This window comes from Pseudomonas sp. LY-1 (assembly GCF_053502595.1).
On sequence record NZ_CP094353.1, the window covers coordinates 973,774 to 994,078 of the forward strand.

Sequence of the window (20,305 nt, forward strand, 5' to 3'; positions counted from 1 at the left end):
CTTACGCTCCCAGTATACTTTGCCCACACACCCGCAGCGCCTGGCCGCTGACCGCGCCGGAACCCGGCTGACCGAGCCAGGCGACCGCTTCGGCGACGTCCTGCGGCAAGCCGCCCTGGCCCAGGGAGCTCATGCGGCGCCCGGCCTCACGCAGGGCGAAGGGGATATGCGCGGTCATCTGGGTTTCGATAAAACCGGGAGCCACGGCGTTGATGCTGATCCCCCGCGCTTTCAACAGCGGCGCCCAGGCCTGGGCCAAACCGATCAACCCGGCCTTGCTCGCGGCATAGTTGGTTTGCCCGCGGTTGCCGGCAATCCCGCTGATGGAGGCCAGCAGCACCACGCGTGCGTTGTCGTGCAGGGTGCCGCTGTCGAGCAGGGCCTTGGTCAGCACTTGCGGCGCATTGAGGTTGACCGCCAGCACGGCGTCCCAGTATTCCGGGGTCATGTTGGCGAGGGTTTTGTCGCGGGTGATGCCGGCGTTATGGACGAGGATGTCGAGGCCGTCCGGCAGTTGTTCGATCAACTGGCGGGCGGCGTCTTCGGCACAGATGTCCAGCACGATGCTGCGCCCTCCCAGGCGCGCCGCCAGGGCTTCGAGGTCAGCCTTGGCCTGGGGCACGTCCAGCAGAATTACCTCGGCGCCGTCGCGGGCGAGGGTTTCGGCGATGGCGGCGCCAATGCCGCGCGCCGCGCCGGTGACCAGCGCCTTGCGCGCGGCAAGCGGGCGGGTCCAGTCTTCGACGGGGGTGGCGCAGGCTTCCAGGCGAATCACCTGGCCCGAGATATAGGCACTTTTGGGCGACAGGAAAAACCGCAACGCCCCTTCCAGCTGGTCCTCGGCACCTTGGCCGACCGACAGCAATTGCAATACGCCGCCGTTGCGCAGTTCTTTGGCCAGGGAGCGGCTGAACCCTTCGAGGGCGCGCTGGGCGCTGGCGGCGAACGGGTCGCTGAGACTTTCCGGCGCGCGGCCGAGGATCACCAGGTGCGCGCTGTGATCGAGGTTTTTCAGCAGGGGCTGAAAGAACTCGCGCAATTGCTTGAGCTGGTCGGTGTGCTGCAAGTCGCTGGCGTCGAACACCAGCGCCTTGAGCTTGGGGCCATGCCCGGGAATCCAGGCCGGTGCTTCCAGCGGCCCGGCGCCGTAGCTATAAATGGCCTCGGTGAGTTTGTGCGCAAACGCCAGCACCTTGGCCGCCAGCGCCCCGCCGCCGAGCAGCAGCGCACCGTCGACCGGGCGCAGACGCCCGGCTTGCCAGCGCTCCAGGCGTACCGGTGACGGCAGGCCAATGGCGGCGACCAGGCGATGGCCGAGGCTTGAGTTGGCGAAGTCGATATAACGGTCAGACATGGAACGCTCTCCAAAGGCTGGGGTTCAAAGGGTTGACCACCTCGCGGCGGCAGTCGTTCGATTGAGCCTAGGCTAGTCTGAACGACTTACCCCACAACCGACAGGGAGCTTTCCATGACTCAATTGCGCCGTGTAGCGATCATTGGCGGTAATCGCATTCCTTTCGCCCGCTCCAATGGCCCGTATGCCACGGCGAGCAACCAGGCGATGCTGACGGCGACCCTCGAAGGCCTGATCGAGCGCTACAACCTGCACGGCCTGCGCCTGGGCGAGGTGGTCGCCGGCGCGGTGCTCAAGCATTCGCGCGACTTCAACCTGACCCGCGAATGCGTGCTGGGTTCGCGCCTGTCGCCGCAAACCCCGGCCTATGACATTCAGCAGGCCTGCGGCACCGGGCTGGAGGCGGCGTTGCTGGTGGCCAACAAGATTGCCCTGGGCCAGATCGAATGCGGGATTGCCGGTGGGGTGGACACCACGTCCGACGCACCGATCGGGGTGAACGAAGGGCTGCGCAAGATTCTGCTGCAGGCCAACCGCAGCCAATCCTTGGCGGACAAACTAAAACTTTTGTTACAACTCCGTCCCCATCACCTCAAACCCGAGCTGCCGCGCAATGGCGAACCCCGCACCGGTTTATCCATGGGCCAGCACTGTGAGCTGATGGCGCAGACCTGGCAGATTCCGCGCGCCGAGCAAGACCAGCTCGCCCTGGAGAGCCACCAGAAAATGGCCGCGGCTTACGCCGAAGGCTGGCACAACGATTTGCTCACCCCGTTTCTGGGCCTGACCCGCGACCACAACCTGCGCCCCGACCTGACCCTGGAAAAACTCGCCGGCCTCAAGCCCGCCTTCGAGCGCAGCGCCAAAGGCACGCTCACCGCTGGCAACTCCACGCCGCTGACGGACGGCGCCTCCCTGGTGTTGCTCGGCAGCGAAGCCTGGGCCAGGGAGCGCGGCTTGCCGAGCCTGGCTTACCTGCGCGACGGCGAGGCGGCGGCGGTGGATTTCGTCAACGGCGCCGAAGGCCTGTTGATGGCGCCGGTGTACGCCGTGCCGCGTTTGCTGGCGAGGAATGGCCTGACACTGCAGGACTTCGATTACTACGAGATCCACGAAGCATTCGCTGCCCAAGTGTTGTGTACGCTCAAGGCCTGGGAAGATGCGGACTACTGCAAGACCCACCTGAGGCTGGACGCGCCGCTGGGTTCGATCGACCGCAGCCGCCTCAACGTCAAGGGCAGTTCCCTGGCCGCCGGGCATCCGTTTGCTGCGACGGGCGGGCGTATCGTCGCCAACCTGGCCAAGCTGTTGGACGTCGCGGGCAAGAGGCGCGGGCTGATTTCAATCTGTGCCGCCGGAGGGCAGGGCGTGACAGCGATCATTGAACGCTGAATTGCGTGGAAAACTGGCATATTGGATGCATTCTTCGGTGGTCAAAGCTCGGTAGCCCCTCCCCGAGGCGAGCCGATTGCCGTATAACGAGTGCCATACGCGTGTTTGGTAATAAAGGACCCACAATAAAAGCTGATGAAGACTCCTAAACGCATTGAACCCCTGATCGAAGACGGTCTGGTCGACGAAGTGCTGCGCCCACTCATGAGTGGTAAAGAAGCAGCTGTTTATGTGGTGCGCTGCGGCAACGAATTGCGTTGCGCCAAGGTTTACAAGGAGGCGAACAAACGAAGTTTTCGTCAAGCGTCCGAATACCAGGAAGGCCGAAAGGTCCGTAACAGCCGGCAGGCCCGGGCCATGGCCAAGGGTTCCAAATTCGGTAAGAAAGAAACCGAAGATGCCTGGCAGAACGCCGAAGTCGCGGCGTTGTTCCGCCTGGCCGGCGCGGGCGTTCGCGTGCCCAAGCCGTATGACTTCCTCGAAGGCGTGCTGTTGATGGAACTGGTGGCCGACGAGTACGGCGATGCGGCGCCGCGCCTGAACGACGTGGTGCTGGAGCCGGACCAGGCGCGCGAGTACCACGCGTTCCTGATCTCCCAGATCGTGCTGATGTTGTGTACCGGCCTGGTGCATGGTGACCTGTCCGAGTTCAACGTACTGCTCACGCCGACCGGCCCGGTGATCATCGACCTGCCCCAGGCGGTGGATGCGGCGGGCAACAACCACGCGTTCAACATGCTGGAGCGGGATGTGGGCAACATGGCTTCCTACTTCGGGCGCTTTGCCCCAGAGCTGAAGAAGACCAAGTACGCCAAGGAAATGTGGGCGCTGTACGAAGCCGGCACCTTGCACCCGGCCAGCATCTTGACCGGCGAGTTCGACGAACCGGAAGAACTGGCCGACGTGGGCGGCGTGATCCGCGAGATCGAAGCGGCGCGACTGGACGAAGAGCGGCGCCAGGCGGCTCGCGCGGCGGATGATGCGCCACCGAGCAAAACGCCTGACGAACCACCGCCACCGCCTTGGATGCAGTGACCCCCAAGCTGTTGTCGATCTAAACAGTGTGGAAGTGATCTTCAAACAATTGGAGATCTAAAAAGTGTAGAAGTGATCTTCAGGTAATTGGAGATCTAAAAAGTGTGGAAGTGATCTTCAGGTAATTGGAGATCTAAATGTGGGAGGGGGCTTGCCCCCGATGGCGCCATGTCAGTCGATACTTATATTGACTGATCCACCGCTATCGGGGGCAAGCCCCCTCCCACATTGGTTTTGTGTACACCCCTTACCCCCTTCAGACGCAACAACCACCCGACGTGTGGAAGTGATCTTCAGGCAATTGAAGATCTAAAAATATGGGAATGATCTTCAGGTAATTGGAGATCTAAAAATATGGGAATGATCTTCAGGCAATTGAAGATCTAAAAATGTTGGAATGATCTTCAGGTAATTGGAGATCTAAATGTGGGAGGGGGCTTGCCCCCGATGGCGCCATGTCAGTCGATACTTATATTGACTGATCCACTGCTATCGGGGGCAAGCCCCCTCCCACATTGGTTTCGTGTACACCCCTTACCGCCTCCCCTTTCAAGCGCAGCAACCTCCCGACGTGTGGAAGTGATCTTCAGGCAATTGAAGATCTAAAAATGTTGGAATGATCTTCAGGCAATAGAAGATCTAAAAATGTGGGAGGGGGCTTGCCCCCGATAGCGCCATGTCAGTCGATACGTGTATTGACTGGTCCACCGCTATCGGGGGCAAGCCCCCTCCCACATTGGTTTTGTGTACACCCCTTACCCCTTCAGGCGCAGCAACCACCCGACGCCAATTCCTTGAGAATCGGACAGTCCGGCCGATGATCGCCGTGGCAGTGTTCCACCAGGTCCTGCAACGTATCGCGCAACTGCCCCAGCTCCAGAATCTTTTGGTTCAGCTCCTCGATATGCTGGCGCGCCAGGGCCTTCACATCGGCGCTGGCCCGTTGCCGGTCCTGCCACAACGTCAGCAGCTTGCCGACTTCTTCCAATGAAAACCCCAGGTCCCGCGAGCGTTTGATGAACGCCAGGGTGTGCAAGTCGTCGGCACCGTACACGCGATAGCCGCTCTCGGTGCGATGGGCGGCTTTGAGCAGGCCGATGGATTCGTAGTAGCGAATCATCTTGGCGCTCAAACCGCTTGAACGCGCCGCCTGGCCGATGTTCATGCTCATGGATGTGGGTCCTCCAGATCCTTGGGTTTCCAGGTTTTCAACAACAGCGCATTGCTCACCACGCTGACGCTGGACAAGGCCATCGCCGCGCCGGCCAACACCGGGTTGAGCAGGCCGAATGCCGCCAGGGGAATACCGATCAAGTTATACACAAAGGCCCAGAACAGGTTCTGGCGGATCTTTGCGTAGGTCTTGCGGCTGATCTCCAGCGCGGCCGGCACCAGGCGTGGATCGCCGCGCATCAGGGTGATGCCGGCAGCGTGCATGGCCACGTCGGTGCCGCCGCCCATGGCGATGCCGATGTCGGCGGCGGCCAGGGCCGGGGCGTCGTTGATGCCGTCGCCGACCATCGCCACCACGCAGGTTTTTTTCAGTTCGGCGACGGTGGCGGCTTTGTCGGCCGGGAGCACTTCGGCGTGGACATCGTCGATGCCCAGCGCCTGGGCGACTACCCGCGCACTGCCGCGATTATCGCCGGTGAGCAAATGGCTGCTGATGTGCCGCGCCTTGAGTTGGGCCACGGCTTCCAGCGCACCGGGCTTGAGAGTGTCGCCGAAAGCGAACAGCCCGAGTACCCGCGGTTGCGCGCCTTGCTCGATCAGCCAGGACAAGGTGCGGCCTTCGGCCTCCCAGGCCTTGGCCGAAGCGTTCAGTGCGCCCGCGTCCAGCCCGTTGTCTTCCAGCAGGCGGCGGTTGCCCAGGGCCAGCGGCCGACCGTCGAGGGTGCCGGCAATGCCGCGCCCGGTCAGGGACTGGCTGGCGCTCACATCGGCCACGTTTAGCCCTTGTTCGCGGCAGGCATCCAGCACCGCCTTGGCCAGCGGGTGTTCGCTGCCGCGTTGCAAGGCGCCGGCCTGTTGCAGCAGCAGCGGTTCGTTGCCGTCGACTGCCGCCAAGTGGGCGATCTTCGGCGTGCCGGAAGTGAGCGTGCCGGTTTTGTCGAATACCACCGCGCTGACGGCGTGGGCGCGCTCCAGCGCTTCGGCATCCTTGATCAGGATACCGTGACGCGCCGCTACGCCGGTGCCGGCCATGATCGCGGTCGGTGTGGCCAGGCCCAGGGCGCACGGGCAGGCGATCACCAGCACCGCGACCGCATTGATGATCGCAGTCTCCAGCGAAGCGCCATACAGCCACCAGCCGAGCAGCGTGAGCAAGGCCAGCACCAGCACCGTCGGCACGAACACCTGGCTGACTTTATCCACCAGTTTCTGGATCGGTGCCTTGGCCGCCTGGGCGTCTTCCACCAGGCGGATGATGCGCGCCAGCACGCTTTCCGCGCCGAGGGCCACGGTGCGGACCAGCAAGCGCCCTTCGCCGTTGATCGCGCCACCGGTGACCTTGTCGCCCGGTTGTTTCGGCACTGGCAGGCTTTCGCCGCTGATCAGCGCTTCGTCGGCATGGCTTTGGCCGTCCACCACTTCCCCGTCCACCGGGAAGCGCTCGCCGGGTTTGACCAGCACGTGGTCGCCGAGCTTGAGCGCATTGATCGCGACGTCTTCTTCGCGGCCGTCAACCACCCGAATCGCGCGCTCCGGGCGCAAGGCTTCCAGGGCCCGGATGGCGCTGGCGGTCTGGCGTTTGGCGCGGCTTTCCAGGTATTTGCCGAGCAGCACCAGGGCGATCACCACCGCCGAGGCTTCGAAATACAGGTGCGGCATGCTGCCGACGGGCGCGGTGAGCCATTCGTACAGGCTCAGACCGTAACCGGCGCTGGTGCCGATCGCGACCAGCAGGTCCATATTGCCGGCGCCGGCGCGCACGGCTTTCCACGCGGCGATGTAAAAGCGCGCACCGAAGATGAACTGCACCGGCGTGGCCAGGGCGAACTGGACCCAGGCCGGCAGCATCCAGTGCAGGCCGAAGGGCTGTGCCAGCATCGGCAGCACCAGCGGCAACGCGAGCACAATCGCCAGCAGCAGCGCCCAACGCTCGTGGTGCAGGCGCTGGGCTTGATCGGCATCGGTCTTGGTTTCGCTTTGGGGCAGCGACGCGCTGTAGCCGGCCTTGTCGACGGCGGCGATCAGCACGGCGGGGTCCATCTGGCCGAGCACCTCGATATGGGCGCGCTCGTTGGCCAGGTTCACGCTGACACGTTGCACCCCCGGCACCTTGCCCAGCGCGCGCTCGACACGCCCGGCGCAGCTGGCGCAGGTCATGCCGCCGATGGGCAGGTCAAACGTGGTGGTTCCATTCATGGGGCAGTCCTCCTGAAGAAGTTGCCCCTAGGATCAACCTTGACCTGTGGGGAAGGTCAAGCGTCTTTAGTATCCCAATGTCGCAGGTTTGAGGTACATGCCTTCCGGGCCTTGGGCGATGCGTAATTTGCGCACGTCACCGACCTTCAGCGTGATGTTCTGCGCGGCTGGCGCCAGCAGGCCCGGTAGGCAACCCGGCGCTTGGCCCGGCAGCAGCTTCAGGCGCAGCGACACATTGCCGGCCGGCAGGTTGAACGCGGTGGACTGTTCCTGGAACAGGCGCCCGGCCAACTGGTCCTGGATGTACAGGCCGATCTCGCAGTTGGTCGGTACTTCCAGGCGTTCGCGGGAAATGATCAGCACCGCATAGTCTTCGGCCGCGCTGGCCATGGGCGCAGCGGCAGACAAACTCATCAGGCCGACAAGGCCAAAAAACGACCAGCGCATGGCGAATGCTCCGTGGTTCACATCAAAGATGGGTGAAGCTTGGCCGACTGCGTCACCGAATACCAGCCCGGCGGCTATTTTTGCCGCTTGACCTTGCCATCGTGACAAGGTCGATACTGCGTCCACCCTCATTAAAGGAGTCATGTCATGCAAGTATTCAACGTTGAAGGAATGACCTGCGGCCATTGCGTCCGGGCAGTGACCCAGGCGGTGCAGAATCAGGACCCGGCAGCCGAAGTGAAAGTCGACCTCGCGGCCAAGCAAGTCAGCGTGCAAAGCCAGTTGAGCCGCGACGTGATCGCCGGCTTGATCCGTGAAGAAGGCTACAGCGTCGCCTGATTTAATAGTTAGCGAGCTATCGTAATGTTCAACGCACCCAAGCGCGGCTAGACTGTCGGGCTGCCGACATACTTGGGTGCCTGATGAACCTGCGCATACTCCTGATTTTGGGCGCCTTGAGCGCCTTCGCGCCGCTGGCGATCGACTTTTACCTGCCGGGTTTCCCGGCGATGGCGACGGCGTTCGCCACCGATGAAAAACATATCCAGCTGACCTTGGCGGTGTATTTCGGCGGCCTGGCCATCGGCCAATTGATCTACGGCCCGCTGGCGGACCGCTTTGGTCGTCGTGTGCCGCTGCTCAGCGGGGTCACGTTGTTTACGCTGGCCTCCTTCGCCTGCGCCTATGCGCCGTCTTTGGAATGGCTGATCGGCGCACGTTTCGTGCAGGCCCTCGGCGGTTGCGCGGGCATGGTGATTTCCCGCGCGGTGGTCAGCGACAAGTGTGATGTAGTGACCTCGGCCAAGGTGTATTCGCAACTGATGCTGGTGACCGGCCTGGCGCCGATCCTTGCGCCATTGGCGGGCGGGCTGATGGTCGGGGTGTGGGGCTGGCAGTCGATCTTCCTGGCCCTGACGGTGTTCAGCGTGATGGCCGCGATCGCAGTGGCGGTCGGTTTGCCGGAAACCTTTCCGGCCCATCAGCCTCGGCAACCGTTGTCCGGGTCGCTGCGCCGCTATATCGACCTGTTGTCGGACCGGGTCTACCTCGGTTACGCCCTGACCGGGGGCATTTCGATTGCTGGGATGTTTGCCTACATCGCCGGTTCACCCTTCGTCTTTATCAAGCTCTATGGTGTGCCCGCCGAGCATTTCGGCTGGGTATTCGGCTCCAACGCCGCCGGCTTTATCCTGATGGCCCAAGTCAATGCGCGCTTGCTCGCCAAGCGCGGGCCGGCGTTCTTGCTGTCGCGCACGGTGTGGCTCTACATGCTGGCGGCGTTGGCGCTGCTCGGCGTCGCGGCCTTGCGCACCGATGCGTTGTGGCCGTTGCTGCTGCCGCTGTTTATCTGCATCGCCAGCCTGGGCTGCATTTTGCCCAACACCTCGGCCTGCGCCATGAGCGGGCAGGGCGCGCGAGCCGGTAGCGCCTCGGCAATGCTCGGTTGCATTCAGTTCGGCGTGGCGGCGGGGGCGGCTTCGTTGGTGGGCGTGTTGCACGACGGCACGGCGATGCCGATGGCGATGGTCATCAGCTTGTGCGGGGTCTTGGCGGTGACGATTGCACTGTCGACCCAGCGCCTGCAACGGGCACGTGCCCTACAGGCGCAGGTCTGAAAGACGTCAGCCAGCGGCAGCGGAGCGTTGCTGGTCGAGTGGGAAACGGTGGGGCGCCTGGATGCGCGCTTGCAGGGTCTCGGCGAAGGCGCGGGCTTCGGCCTCACTGCGGAAGGTGATGGCTTCGCCGTCGAGACGGACCTGCCATTTATTGCCCGGGGATTTTGCTAACGCTTTTATCAGGATCTTCATTGCTGACTTCCTCACGTAAAAGAATCGTGGCAAAGGCCGCCAATATAAACCCGAATACGTTCACAATGATGACAAAGGTCAATTCCCTGACTAGTGGTGTCGTCCATCACTTACACGAATGACGGACGACACTGACAGACCTCTTTTAGAACCCTTCCAGCACGATCTTACCCTTGGCCTTGCCGCTCTCGAGCAGCGCGTGGGCGCGGCGTAGGTTCTCGGCGTTGATCACGCCGAAGTGCTCGCCCACGGTAGTTTTCAGAGTGCCGGCATCGATCAGCTCGGCGACGCGATTGAGCAGGTTGTGTTGCTCGATCATGTCCGGCGTCTCGAACATCGAGCGGGTGTACATGAACTCCCAATGCAGCGACAGGCTCTTGCGCTTGAGTTTGCTCACGTCCAGGGCCTTCGGATCGTCGATCAGCGCCAGCTTGCCTTGGGGCTGCAGGGCTTCGACCAGTTGATCCAAATGGTGGTCGGTCTGGGTCAGGCTGGCGACGTGGGTCACCTGGGCCACACCCGCGTGTTTCAGGGCGTCGCTCAGCGGCTGGCTATGGTCGATCACCAGGTCGGCGCCAAGGGCCTTGGCCCAGGCCTGGGTTTCCGGGCGCGACGCGGTGCCGATGACCTTCAGTGCGGTGAGCTGGCTGGCCAATTGGGTCAGGATCGACCCCACGCCGCCGGCAGCGCCGACGATCAGCAGGCTCTGGCCTTCGTCCTTGTTACCCTCGCGCACTTGCAGGCGTTCGAACAACAGTTCCCAGGCGGTGATGGCGGTCAGCGGCAAGGCGGCCGCGTCGGCAAAACCCAGGCTCTTGGGCATATGGCCGACGATGCGCTCGTCCACGGTGTGCAGTTCGCTGTTGCCGCCCGGGCGTACCAGGGAGCCGGCGTAGAACACGTTGTCACCGGCCTTGAACAGCGTCACTTCACTGCCGACGGCCTTGACCACACCGGCCACGTCCCAGCCGAGCACCTTGGCGGCGCCGTTTTCCGGGGCGACGTTCTGGCGGACCTTGGTGTCCACCGGGTTGACCGAGATGGCTTTGACTTCCACCAGCAGGTCGCGCGGGCCGGCGACCGGTTCCGGCAGCTCGATGTCTTGCAGGGATTTCGGATCGTTGATCGGCAGTGAGGCGTAGTAGGCAATGGCTTTCATGGGGGCTCCAGAAGTAGGGAGTTGACTGTAGGAGCGAGCTTGCTCGCGAAAAACTCACAGGGGCCGCGCTGAATCAAAAGCGCGGCGTCATCGTTTACGATTTTCGCGAGCAAGCTCGCTCCTACAAAAAAGGGCGGTGATCAGGCAAGAAATTTCAGGCGCTTGAGTTCGAAGTGCGCGAGTACGTCGGCGGCCTTGGCGCGGAAACTCTGGATGTGTGCGCTCTGGTCGTGGTCGGCCAGGGCCGCGTCGTCGCGCCAGCGTTCGAGCATGTAGAACGTCTCGGGATGTTGCAGGTCCTGGTGCAGGTCGTACTGTTCGCAACCGGCTTCCTGGCGGGTCGGTTCCAGCAGGCCGCGCAGCAGCGACTCGAGGGTGTGTTGTTGGCCAGGTTTGGCGATCAGCGTGGCGATGACGTTAAAGGCAGCGGACATATTCGACTCCTGACACGGGCTGTATGGGATGGGCAGATGATTGGCTATTTCCGATGCAGATAAAAGCGGCTAAAACAGCAGTCTGTTTCAACAATATTTTGATAATGGGTGGAATTGGATGCTGCGCTTTGATGATTTGCAGTTGTTCGTGCGCGCAGCGGACCTGGGCAGTCTGTCGGCCGCGGCGCGGGTCATGGACCTGTCGCCGGCGGTGGCCAGCGCGGCGTTGAAGCGTATCGAACAGCAACTGGGCACGCGCTTGCTGGCGCGCTCCACTCGCAGCCTGCGCCTCACCGCTGAAGGGGACGGCTTTCTCGGATATGCGCGTGCCGCACTGAGCTCGCTGGACGAAGGGCGGCGGTTATTGGCCAGTGGCCAGGACCATGTCAGCGGTGTGCTGCAACTGTCGGCACCCTCGGATTTTGGTCGCAACCAGCTGTTGCCCTGGCTCGACGAGTTCCAGCGTGACTATCCGCAACTGACGGTGCGCCTGTTGCTGGGCGACCGCATTGCCGACCTGTTCCGCCAGCCGGTGGATATCGCCCTGCGCTATGGCGAACCGGAGGATTCCAGCCTGGTCGCGCTGCCCGTCGCGCCGGATAACGTGCGCGTGCTGTGCGCGGCCCCCAGTTATCTCGAGCGCCACGGCGAACCGCGGCATCTGGAGCAACTGGCCCAGCACAATTGCCTGCTGTATATGCTCGGCACTCGCGTGCATGACCACTGGACGTTTCATGACGGCAAACGCGAAGTCAGCCTGACTGTCGGCGGCGACCGCTTCAGTGACGATGCTGACGTGGTACGGCGATGGGCTGTCGCCGGGGTGGGCATCGCCTACAAGTCCTGGTTGGATGTGAGCAGCGACGTCCGCGCCGGACGCTTGCGCGTGATTCTGCCTGAGCTGCGCGGCGAGCGGACGCCGCTCAACCTGTTATGCGCGCATCGCGCGCAGTTGAGTAAGCCCATCAAACTGCTGCGGGAAATGCTCGTGTCCCGTTGTGCGACATTGACCGCGCAGTGGTCGGAACAATTCACCAGTGCGTAATAGCCTCCACTAAAGCCGGAAATTTCACTCAGATCCTGTCCCTATCCGCGCTGTCAGACGCCGGGGAACTGGCTGCTTGCGCACCTATACTTTGGCGCCAACCACAGCAGAGAAATGATTTAACAAGGAGTGAACACATGGAACAGGCACCTTGCATCAGTCAGATAGCCAGCTTGCTCGCCGAGCCAAAACGCACCGCCATGCTCTGGGCCTTGATGGACGGCTCGGCCAAGTCTTCCCAGGAACTGGCGACGCTCACGGGGTTGTCGCCGGCCTCGGCGAATGCCCATCTGGCGCGGCTTACCGGCGGCGGTTTGCTGCGTGTCGAAGCGCGTCGCGGCAAGCGGTTGTTTCGTGTGGCGGCGGCGGATGTCAGCACCGCCATCGATGCCTTGGCCAGCACCACCATGGCCAGTGCGGCGCGCAGCTCACCGCAGGCTTCACCGCTGACCCTGGCGGCGCCGGCCCCGCTGCGCCATGCGCGGTTATGCCATGGGCACCTCGGCGGCGAACTGGCGGCGCAACTGTATCAGCGGATGATCGCGGCCGGCTGGATCGAGCGCCACGAGCTCCGCACCCAAGTCACGGTCAAAGGCGCGCAGCACCTGGCTGGCCTGGGCATTTTCACCCAGGCGCTGGCCTTGCCGCTGGTGTGCGACTGTTTCGATTGGAGCCAGCAGCAACCGCACCTGGGCGGCGCGCTGGGAGCCGGGCTATTGCAACTGTTTTTGCAGTCGAACTGGATCCGTGCGGTCAACGAGTCCCGCGCCTTGCTCGTCAGCGACACCGGGTTGGCGGAAATCACCCGGTTGGCCGTGCCCGACGCGCTCTGACCCGGATGACGTCGTTCAGAGTTGCGATCAGGTCGCACCCAGCAATAACCCGGAAAAACCATGGCCCACACTCCCAGAGGGGATTATTCACACAGGGGATGGGGCATGGGTACGCACGGCTATAGCGCGGCAGAACGGCTGGAACGGTTGCCCATCAGCGGTTACCACCGAGTCATTTTTATCATCATCGCCCTGGCGTTTTTCTTCGACTCCATGGATCTGGCGATGATGACTTTCCTGCTCGGCTCGATCAAAGCCGAGTTCGGCCTGAGCACGGCCCAGGCTGGCTTGCTGGCCAGTTCGAGTTTTTTCGGCATGGTGGTGGGCGCGTCGTTGTCCGGGATGCTCGCCGATCGCTTCGGGCGCAAGCCGGTGTTCCAGTGGAGCATCGTGTTGTGGGGGATCGCCAGCTACTTATGTTCCACGGCGCAGACGGTGGAGACGCTGACGCTGTTTCGCATCCTGCTCGGCATTGGCATGGGCATGGAGTTTCCGATCGCGCAGTCGATGCTCTCGGAGCTGATTCCGGCCAAGGGGCGCGGGCGCTATATCGCGTTGATGGATGGCTTCTGGCCGTTGGGTTTTGTGGCAGCGGGGGTGCTGTCGTACTTTTTGCTGCCGCTGATCGGCTGGCGCGACATCTTCCTGGTGCTGGCGGTGCCGGCGGTGTTTGTGCTGGCGATCCGGTTTTTTATCCCGGAGTCGCCGCGCTGGCTGGAGCAGGCCGGGCGGCATGCGGCGGCGGATAAGGTGTTGCTGGGGATCGAGACGAAAGTGCGCGACTCCCTGGGCCGCGCCGAGTTGCCGCAGCCGATTCGCCTGCCGCGGGTGGAGAGTGTGCCGGGCAACTTCTTCTCGGCGTTCCAGCAATTATGGTCGGCGCAGTATCGTCAGCGCACGATGATGATCTGGAGTGTGTGGTTCTTCGCCTTGCTCGGCTTTTATGGGCTCACTTCCTGGTTGAGTGCCTTGCTGCAGCAGTCGGGGTTTGCGGTGACCCAGTCGGTGTATTACACGGTGATCATTTCCCTGGGCGGGATTCCCGGCTTCCTGATGGCGGCCTGGCTGGTGGAGCGTTGGGGGCGCAAGCCGGTGTGCGTGGTGACCTTGCTCGGCGGCGGGGTGATGGCGTTTCTGTATGGGCAAAGCGCGGTGTTCGGCGGCAATGTCGGCCTGCTGATCGCCTCGGGGTTGTTGATGCAGTTCTTTCTGTTTGGCATGTGGGCGGTGCTGTACACCTACACGCCGGAGTTGTACCCCACCTCGGCGCGGGCGACGGGGGCCGGGTTCGCTTCGGCGATCGGGCGGGTCGGGTCGTTGCTCGGGCCGTTGGTGACCGGGCTGGTGTTCCCGATTACTGGGCAGGGCGGGGTGTTTGCCCTGGGCGCATTGTGCTTTGCGGTGGCGGCGCTGGTGGTGTGGGTGTTTGGGATGGAGACGAAGGGCAAGACCCTGGAAGAGTTGAGCGAGATCTAACCGGCAATCCACAACGAATGTGGGAGCGCGCTGGCTCCCACATTGTCAGTCGCGGTTTACGCCGTCAGGGCTTCACCAGCCGCGCATCCAGGCTGTTTTGCGCCAGGCGTTTGGCCTGGTCCTGGGTCATGCCCAGGGCGGTGTACAGCGCATGGAAGTTCTCGGTGACGTAGCCGCCGAAGTACGCCGGGTCGTCCGAGTTCACCGTCACCTTCACCCCACGCTCGAGCATGTCGAGGATGTTGTGCTGGGCCATGTCGTCGAACACGCGCAGCTTGGTGTTGGACAGCGGGCACACGGTCAGCGGGATCTGTTCGTCGATGATCCGTTGCATCAGGCGCTCGTCTTCGATGGCGCGCACGCCATGGTCGATACGCTGGACTTTCAGCAGGTCGAGGGCTTCCCAGATGTACTCGGGCGGGCCTTCTTCGCCGGCGTGGGCCACGGTGAAGAAGCCTTCGTTGCGGGCACGGTCGAACACACGCTGGAACTTGCTCGGCGGGTGGCCCATTTCCGAACTGTCCAGGCCCACGGCCACGAACGCATCGCGAAACGGCAGCGCCTGGTCGAGGGTTTTCTCGGCTTCGGCTTCGCTCAAGTGGCGCAGGAAGCTGAGGATCAGGCCGCTGGTGATGCCCAGTTGCTGCTCGCCATCTTTGAGCGCGGCGGCGATGCCGTTGAGCACCACTTCGAACGGCACGCCACGGTCGGTGTGGGTTTGCGGGTCGAAGAAGGGTTCGGTGTGGATCACGTTCTGCGCTTTGCAGCGCAGCAGGTAGGCCCAGGTCAGGTCGTAGAAATCCTGGGAGGTGCGCAATACATCGGCGCCCTGGTAATACAGGTCGAGAAACTCTTGCAGGTTGTTGAAGGCGTAGGCCTTGCGCAGGGTGTCGACGTCGTTCCATGGCAGCGCAATCTTGTTGCGCTCGGCCAGGGCGAACAGCAGCTCAGGCTCCAGCGAGCCTTCCAGGTGCAGGTGCAGTTCAGCCTTGGGCAGGGCGTTGAGCCAATCGTACATGTCTAAAATCTCATCGGGTGCAATGGCGGCATTCTACAGGCCATGACTGAAATAATCGGCAAAACCTGACCAAGAGGAGAGTATTGGATCTATTCGCGCAGGGGCGCTGCGAACTAAGATGTAACGAAACGTTAGCGATGTACTGCAGTCTGTACCCCGTCAATGACTGATTTGCCGCACAAAAGGCCCGCAATGCTCACCTCTCTCAAGCAAGAAAAATTCATGCTGCTGGCGCTGATCGCCGCCGTCGCCGCGTACCCGCTGGAGCACTGGATGCTCCATAACGGGCAAATGGTCGCGCTGCTGGCCGGCCTGGCGCTGATCGGCTTTATCGTGGTGGCGTCGATGCGCGTCGCTCACCATGCCGAGCAGTTGGCGGAAAAGGTCGGCGACCCCTACGGCACCATGATCCTGACCCTGGCCGCCGTGCTGGTGGAAGTGGTGATCCTGGCGATCATGATGAGCAACGAACCGTCGCCGACCCTGGTGCGCGACACCATCTACTCGGCGGTGATGCTCGATATCAACGGCATCCTCGGCCTGGCCGCGCTGATGGGGGGCATCAAGCACGGCGAACAGTCCTACAATGACGATTCGGCGCGCACCTACAGCGTGATGATCCTCACCGCCATGGGCGTGTCGATGGTGGTGCCGGAATTCATCCCCGAAGCGGACTGGAAAATTTACTCGGCCTTCACCATCGGCGCGATGGTGGTGCTCTACACCCTGTTCCTGCGCATGCAGGTGGGCCCGCACAGTTATTTCTTCAGCTACAGCTACCCGGAAAAACGCCGCAAGACGTTGCCGGAAGAACAGGCGCCGCCGGTGAACCTGGCATATGCCATCGGTACGCTGGTGTTCGGGGTGGTTGTGATTGGCGCGCTGGCCGAGGTGATGTCCAAGACCCTCGACCTGGGCCTGGAAGGCACGGGCGCTCCGCCGGTGATGACGGCGATTGTGGTCGCGGCCATCTCGGCGGCACCGGAGATTCTGACCGCCTTGCGCGCCGCCCTGGCCAACCGCATGCAGTCGGTGGTGAACATTGCACTGGGCGCATCGTTGTCGACGGTGATCCTGACGGTGCCGGTGATGGAAGCGATGGCGCTCTACTCCGGCCAGCCGTTCCAGATGGCGATGACGCCGGTGCAAAGCGTGATGGTGTTGATCACGCTGATCGTCAGTGCGATCAACCTCAACGATGGCGAAACCAACGCCATCGAAGGGATGACCCACTTTGTGTTGTTTGCGACCTTTATCATGTTGTCGCTGTTAGGGGTGTAGGCGTGAGCTTGCTCGCGAATAATCTGAGAGCGCCGTGTGAATCAGAACACCTGCGTTAGCGTTGACGTTTTTCGCGAGCGAGCTCGCTCCTACAAAGGGTTGATCAGGTTACGGGCGGCCTGGCTGTGATCGGCAATCAAGCCTTTGAGGTCGAGGCCCTCGACCTGGCCGTCGATCACCCGCCATTGCCCGCCGATCATCACCCGGTCCGCCCGGTCGGCGCCGCACAACAGCAGCGCCGAAATCGGATCGTGACTGCCGGAGAAGCGCAGTTCGTCCAGCTTGAACAGCGCCAGATCGGCCTGCTTTCCTACGGCTAACTCACCGATATCCGAACGACCGAGCAACTGCGCCGAGCCTTTGGTCGCCCAGCCCAGCACGCCTTGCGGGGTGATTTTTTCCGCGCCATAACGCAGGCGCTGGATGTACAGCGCCTGGCGGGCTTCGAGGATCATGTTCGACGCATCGTTGGAGGCCGAACCGTCCACGCCCAGGCCGATCGGGGCTCCGGCGGCGAGCAGGTCCAGGGTCGGGCAGATGCCGGAGGCCAGGCGCATGTTCGAGCTTGGGCAATGGCAGATCCCGGTGCCGGCGGCGCCCAGGCGGGCGATTTCATCCGGGTTGAAGTGAATGCCATGGGCCAGCCAGGTGCGCGGGCCGAGCCAGCCGACGCTGTCGAGGTAGTCCACGGTGCGCAGGCCGAAGCGTTGCAGGCAGAAGTCTTCCTCGTCGAGGGTTTCCGCCAGGTGCGTGTGCAGGCGCACGTCGAGGCTCGCGGCCAGTTCGGCGCTGGCTTGCATGATTTGCGGGGTGACGGAAAACGGCGAGCAGGGCGCCAGGGCGATCTGGATCTGCGCGCCGTCGCCGCGTTCGTGGTACTGGCGGATCAGGCGCTGGCTATCGTCCAGAATCACCGCGCCCTGTTGCACGGTTTGCTGCGGCGGCAAGCCACCGTCGGCTTCGCCCAGGCTCATGGAGCCGCGAGTGAGCATGGCGCGCATGCCCAGTTCGCGCACTACGTCGACTTGCACGTCGATGGCATGTTCCAGGCCGTCCGGGAAGAGGTAGTGGTGGTCTGCCGCCGTGGTGCAGCCTGAGAGCAGCAATTCCGCCAGCGCGACTTTGCTGGCCAGGGCGAGTTTTTCCGGAGTCAGCCGCGCCCACACCGGGTACAGGGTCTTCAGCCACGGGAACAACGGCTGATTGACCACCGGCGCCCAGGCGCGAGTCAGGGTCTGGTAGAAGTGATGATGGGTATTGATCAGCCCCGGCAGCACCACATGTTCGCGGGCGTCGAACACCTGCGTACAGGGCTGTGCAGGCGCTTGCCCGATGCCCAGCAGTTCGCTGATCACACCGTCTTGCAGCACCAGGCCGCCACGGGCATCGAGGCCATTGGCAGTGAAAATCGCGAGGGGGTTTTTTAACCAGATACGGGTCGCAGGCATGGGCCGGCTCCTCTGAATGATGGGTTCAGGTTTGCCAGCTCAGTGTTGCCCTGTCTGCTGATCCAGGGTCGCCGGTGAAGGCGAGGTGGCTAGATTACGTGTAGTTCTAGATCGGGTCTACCGGTAGGAACGCGCTGCTCTCGAGAAGCGTGTTCCCACCTTTGATGGCGGCTTACCAGGGAATGGTATGGCCCCGGTAGTCCACGAAGTGGTGGCCGCCTTTGCCGGTGTAGGCATTCACCTGATCAAGCAGGCCGCGCACGCTGGTCTCGACGTCGATGTGTGCGTTTTCGCCGCCCATGTCGGTCTTCACCCAACCCGGATGCAGGGAAAGCACTGTCATTTTTTGCTCGCCGAGTTGGGTGATGAAGCTGTTGGTCATCGAGTTGAGGGCTGCCTTGCTCGCCTTGTAGAGCGCCAGCTCGGAACCGTCGGGGATGGTCACGCTGCCCAGGACTGAACTCATGAACGCCAGCACGCCGGAATCTTTGCGGATCTGCCCGACAAAGCGCTGGGCCAGGTTGATCGGCGCCACGGCGTTGGTGAAGAACAACTGGCCGACTTCCGCCAGGGTGGCGTGGCCAGGTTCCTGGTTCGCCGGGCCCTTGACGCCGGCGTTGACGAACAGCAGGTCGAATGTGCGTTCCTTGAGGCGCTGGCTCAGGGCGATCACGGCTTGCTGATCGTCCATGTCGAGTTTCTCGATCTGTACCGGGCCCACGGCTTTCAGGGCGTCGGCCTTGTTCGGGTCACGCACGGTGGCGGTCACGTCCCAGCCATCCTTGAGCAATTGCTTGACCAGGCCAAGGCCCAGCCCGCGTGAGGCGCCGATGATCAGTGCGGTTTTTGGCGTAGACATGCAGAGCTTCCTTTGACGTCGCGGTTCAGGGCGTTCAGCGAACAACATTAGCAGTTTCAACGTTGCAGCAGGATACGCCCCCGGCTCAGGTCGGCAAGCTGGTTTTGCAGGGTGTCGATGTGTGCTTCGCCCAGGGCCAGTTGCAGCTCCACGCCGTTGGCGGTGAAGTGTTCCTCCAGCACCAGCCCGCCGAGTTCGGCGACCCGCAACTTGACCAGGTTCAGTTCGGAAAACCCGCAGTCGCAGCTCAACGGCACGCGGCTGATCAGCTCGATGCGCTCGGCGGTTTGCAGGCATTTGTTCGCGCCGCCGCCATACGCCCGCGCCAGCCCGCCGGTGCCCAGTTGGATGCCGCCGTACCAGCGAATCACCAGCACCACCACCTGATCGAAGCCCTGGGCCTCGATGGCGGCGAGGATCGGTCGCCCGGCGGTGCCGCCAGGTTCGCCGTCGTCGTTGCTGCGGTACTGGTCGGCGAGTTTCCAGGCCCAGCAATTGTGCGTGGCGTTCAGGTCGCTGTGCTGCTCGATGAACGCCTGGGCTTCTTGCGCGCTGGTGATCGGTGCGGCCAGGGTGATGAAGCGGCTTTTGCGAATTTCTTCGCGGAATTCGCAAAAGCCGGTGAGGGTGAAAGGCATAGGCGGTGTCGTCTAGAGGGCGGGCTTGATGCCACAGCCTTTGAGAATGATGTGGATCAGGTTGGTGCCGGCGTCTTCCATATCTTGTTTGGTCAACTTGGTGCGCCCGGTGACGCGGCAGATCTGGCTGGCGAAGTCGGCATAGTGCTGGGTGCTGCCCCACAGCAGGAAGATCAGGTGGACGGGGTCGATGGGGTCCATCTTGCCGGCATCGATCCAGGCCTGGAACACGGCCGCCCGGCCGCTGAACCAGGCGCGGTAGTCCTGGCCGAAGTATTCGGTAAGGCATTCGCCGCCGCTGATGATCTCCATGGCGAAGATCCGCGAGGCTTGCGGCTGTCGTCGGGAAAACTCCATCTTGGTGCGGATGTAGCGGGTGAGGGCCACGGCCGGGTCGTCCTCGGCGGTCAGCGCGTTGAAGGTGCTGTCCCACAGTTCGAGGATATTGCTGAGCACCGCGACGTACAGGCCCATCTTGTTGGTGAAGTAGTAGTGCAAGTTGGCCTTCGGCAACCCGGCGCTGGCAGCGATGGTGTTCATGCTGGTGCCCTTGTAGCCGTGACGCGCGAACTCGTCTTCGGCCGCTTGAAGAATCGCTTGCTCGTTCTTTTGCCGAATGCGGCTGGCGGGCTTCCCGGCGTGGGTGCTGTGGGCAGGAACTTCGAGGCTCATGGAGGTTTCCGTGCTGATCGATAGAGACGATGTATGC

At 62.7% G+C, this 20,305-nt stretch carries 20 protein-coding genes; 8 read left to right on the forward strand and 12 right to left on the reverse strand.

The genetic code is table 11. The features are described from left to right. Position 1 precedes the first annotated feature (1 nt). On the reverse strand, positions 2-1,354 hold the full coding sequence (locus tag MOQ67_RS04275; protein WP_104904019.1) for a 3-oxoacyl-ACP reductase: 1,353 nt from the start codon (positions 1,352-1,354) through the stop codon (positions 2-4). Between the two features lie 114 nt (positions 1,355-1,468). On the opposite strand from MOQ67_RS04275, the gene MOQ67_RS04280 reads away from it, so the two are divergent. Both MOQ67_RS04280 and MOQ67_RS04285 read left to right on the forward strand, forming a co-directional pair. Beyond that, positions 1,469-2,746, forward strand: coding sequence for an acetyl-CoA C-acetyltransferase (locus MOQ67_RS04280; RefSeq protein WP_448675817.1), 1,278 nt, complete (start codon positions 1,469-1,471; stop codon positions 2,744-2,746). A gap of 135 nt (positions 2,747-2,881) precedes the next feature. Next, positions 2,882-3,781 (forward strand): PA4780 family RIO1-like protein kinase, encoded by a 900-nt coding sequence (locus MOQ67_RS04285; protein WP_017849647.1) that lies wholly within the window; start codon positions 2,882-2,884, stop codon positions 3,779-3,781. Between the two features lie 763 nt (positions 3,782-4,544). Here the strand turns inward: MOQ67_RS04285 and cueR are convergent. The 3 genes from cueR to MOQ67_RS04300 form a co-directional block, all read right to left on the reverse strand. After that, positions 4,545-4,946 carry a Cu(I)-responsive transcriptional regulator gene (gene cueR / locus MOQ67_RS04290; RefSeq protein ID WP_026140370.1) on the reverse strand — a complete coding sequence of 134 codons (402 nt, stop codon included), beginning with the start codon at positions 4,944-4,946 and terminating at the stop codon, positions 4,545-4,547. 2 nt (positions 4,947-4,948) lie between these two features. After that, the gene (locus MOQ67_RS04295; protein ID WP_448675818.1) at positions 4,949-7,150 is read right to left on the reverse strand and encodes a heavy metal translocating P-type ATPase; all 2,202 of its coding nucleotides are present in this window, start codon (positions 7,148-7,150) and stop codon (positions 4,949-4,951) included. A gap of 66 nt (positions 7,151-7,216) precedes the next feature. Further along, positions 7,217-7,597, reverse strand: a complete 381-nt coding sequence (locus MOQ67_RS04300; protein ID WP_017849644.1) for a hypothetical protein — start codon at positions 7,595-7,597, stop codon at positions 7,217-7,219. A gap of 147 nt (positions 7,598-7,744) precedes the next feature. On the opposite strand from MOQ67_RS04300, the gene MOQ67_RS04305 reads away from it, so the two are divergent. Together MOQ67_RS04305 and MOQ67_RS04310 are read left to right on the forward strand one after the other, a co-directional pair. Next, positions 7,745-7,936, forward strand: coding sequence for a heavy-metal-associated domain-containing protein (locus MOQ67_RS04305; protein WP_017849643.1), 192 nt, complete (start codon positions 7,745-7,747; stop codon positions 7,934-7,936). Between the two features lie 83 nt (positions 7,937-8,019). Continuing rightward, positions 8,020-9,213 (forward strand): multidrug effflux MFS transporter, encoded by a 1,194-nt coding sequence (locus tag MOQ67_RS04310; protein ID WP_017849642.1) that lies wholly within the window; start codon positions 8,020-8,022, stop codon positions 9,211-9,213. A gap of 6 nt (positions 9,214-9,219) precedes the next feature. Here MOQ67_RS04310 and MOQ67_RS04315 read toward each other — a convergent pair whose 3' ends face one another. The 3 genes from MOQ67_RS04315 to MOQ67_RS04325 all read right to left on the reverse strand — a co-directional run bounded on the left by MOQ67_RS04315 (position 9,220) and on the right by MOQ67_RS04325 (position 10,998). Then, positions 9,220-9,405, reverse strand: a complete 186-nt coding sequence (locus MOQ67_RS04315; RefSeq protein WP_017849641.1) for a hypothetical protein — start codon at positions 9,403-9,405, stop codon at positions 9,220-9,222. A gap of 145 nt (positions 9,406-9,550) precedes the next feature. Then, positions 9,551-10,564 carry a zinc-binding alcohol dehydrogenase family protein gene (locus MOQ67_RS04320; protein WP_198731725.1) on the reverse strand — a complete coding sequence of 338 codons (1,014 nt, stop codon included), beginning with the start codon at positions 10,562-10,564 and terminating at the stop codon, positions 9,551-9,553. Positions 10,565-10,704: 140 nt separating this feature from the next. After that, positions 10,705-10,998 (reverse strand): putative quinol monooxygenase, encoded by a 294-nt coding sequence (locus MOQ67_RS04325; RefSeq protein WP_017849638.1) that lies wholly within the window; start codon positions 10,996-10,998, stop codon positions 10,705-10,707. A 118-nt stretch (positions 10,999-11,116) separates the two neighbouring features. Between MOQ67_RS04325 and MOQ67_RS04330 the strand changes: the two genes are divergently transcribed. The 3 genes from MOQ67_RS04330 (at position 11,117) to MOQ67_RS04340 (ending at position 14,352) form a co-directional block, all read left to right on the forward strand. Continuing rightward, positions 11,117-12,043 carry a LysR family transcriptional regulator gene (locus tag MOQ67_RS04330; RefSeq protein ID WP_104904017.1) on the forward strand — a complete coding sequence of 309 codons (927 nt, stop codon included), beginning with the start codon at positions 11,117-11,119 and terminating at the stop codon, positions 12,041-12,043. Between the two features lie 137 nt (positions 12,044-12,180). Next, the gene (locus tag MOQ67_RS04335) at positions 12,181-12,876 is read left to right on the forward strand and encodes an ArsR/SmtB family transcription factor (RefSeq protein ID WP_017849636.1); all 696 of its coding nucleotides are present in this window, start codon (positions 12,181-12,183) and stop codon (positions 12,874-12,876) included. 105 nt (positions 12,877-12,981) lie between these two features. Further along, entirely contained in the window at positions 12,982-14,352 is a 1,371-nt protein-coding gene (locus tag MOQ67_RS04340; RefSeq protein ID WP_448675819.1) for an MFS transporter, read from the forward strand. Positions 14,353-14,416: 64 nt separating this feature from the next. On the opposite strand, the gene MOQ67_RS04345 is transcribed toward MOQ67_RS04340, so the two are convergent. Then, complete coding sequence (locus tag MOQ67_RS04345; RefSeq protein ID WP_017849634.1) at positions 14,417-15,370, reverse strand: adenosine deaminase; 954 nt, start codon at positions 15,368-15,370, stop codon at positions 14,417-14,419. Between the two features lie 192 nt (positions 15,371-15,562). On the opposite strand from MOQ67_RS04345, the gene MOQ67_RS04350 reads away from it, so the two are divergent. After that, complete coding sequence (locus tag MOQ67_RS04350) at positions 15,563-16,651, forward strand: calcium:proton antiporter (protein WP_017849633.1); 1,089 nt, start codon at positions 15,563-15,565, stop codon at positions 16,649-16,651. Between the two features lie 89 nt (positions 16,652-16,740). On the opposite strand, the gene MOQ67_RS04355 is transcribed toward MOQ67_RS04350, so the two are convergent. From MOQ67_RS04355 to MOQ67_RS04370, 4 genes are all read right to left on the reverse strand, one after another. After that, positions 16,741-18,099: an 8-oxoguanine deaminase gene (locus MOQ67_RS04355; protein ID WP_017849632.1), complete on the reverse strand. Its 1,359-nt coding sequence runs from the start codon at positions 18,097-18,099 to the stop codon at positions 16,741-16,743. Positions 18,100-18,271: 172 nt separating this feature from the next. After that, positions 18,272-18,958, reverse strand: a complete 687-nt coding sequence (locus MOQ67_RS04360) for an SDR family oxidoreductase (protein ID WP_017849631.1) — start codon at positions 18,956-18,958, stop codon at positions 18,272-18,274. Between the two features lie 56 nt (positions 18,959-19,014). Next, complete coding sequence (locus tag MOQ67_RS04365) at positions 19,015-19,596, reverse strand: IMPACT family protein (protein ID WP_198718268.1); 582 nt, start codon at positions 19,594-19,596, stop codon at positions 19,015-19,017. Positions 19,597-19,608: 12 nt separating this feature from the next. Continuing rightward, positions 19,609-20,268: a TetR/AcrR family transcriptional regulator gene (locus MOQ67_RS04370; RefSeq protein ID WP_017849629.1), complete on the reverse strand. Its 660-nt coding sequence runs from the start codon at positions 20,266-20,268 to the stop codon at positions 19,609-19,611. Positions 20,269-20,305 lie beyond the last annotated feature (37 nt).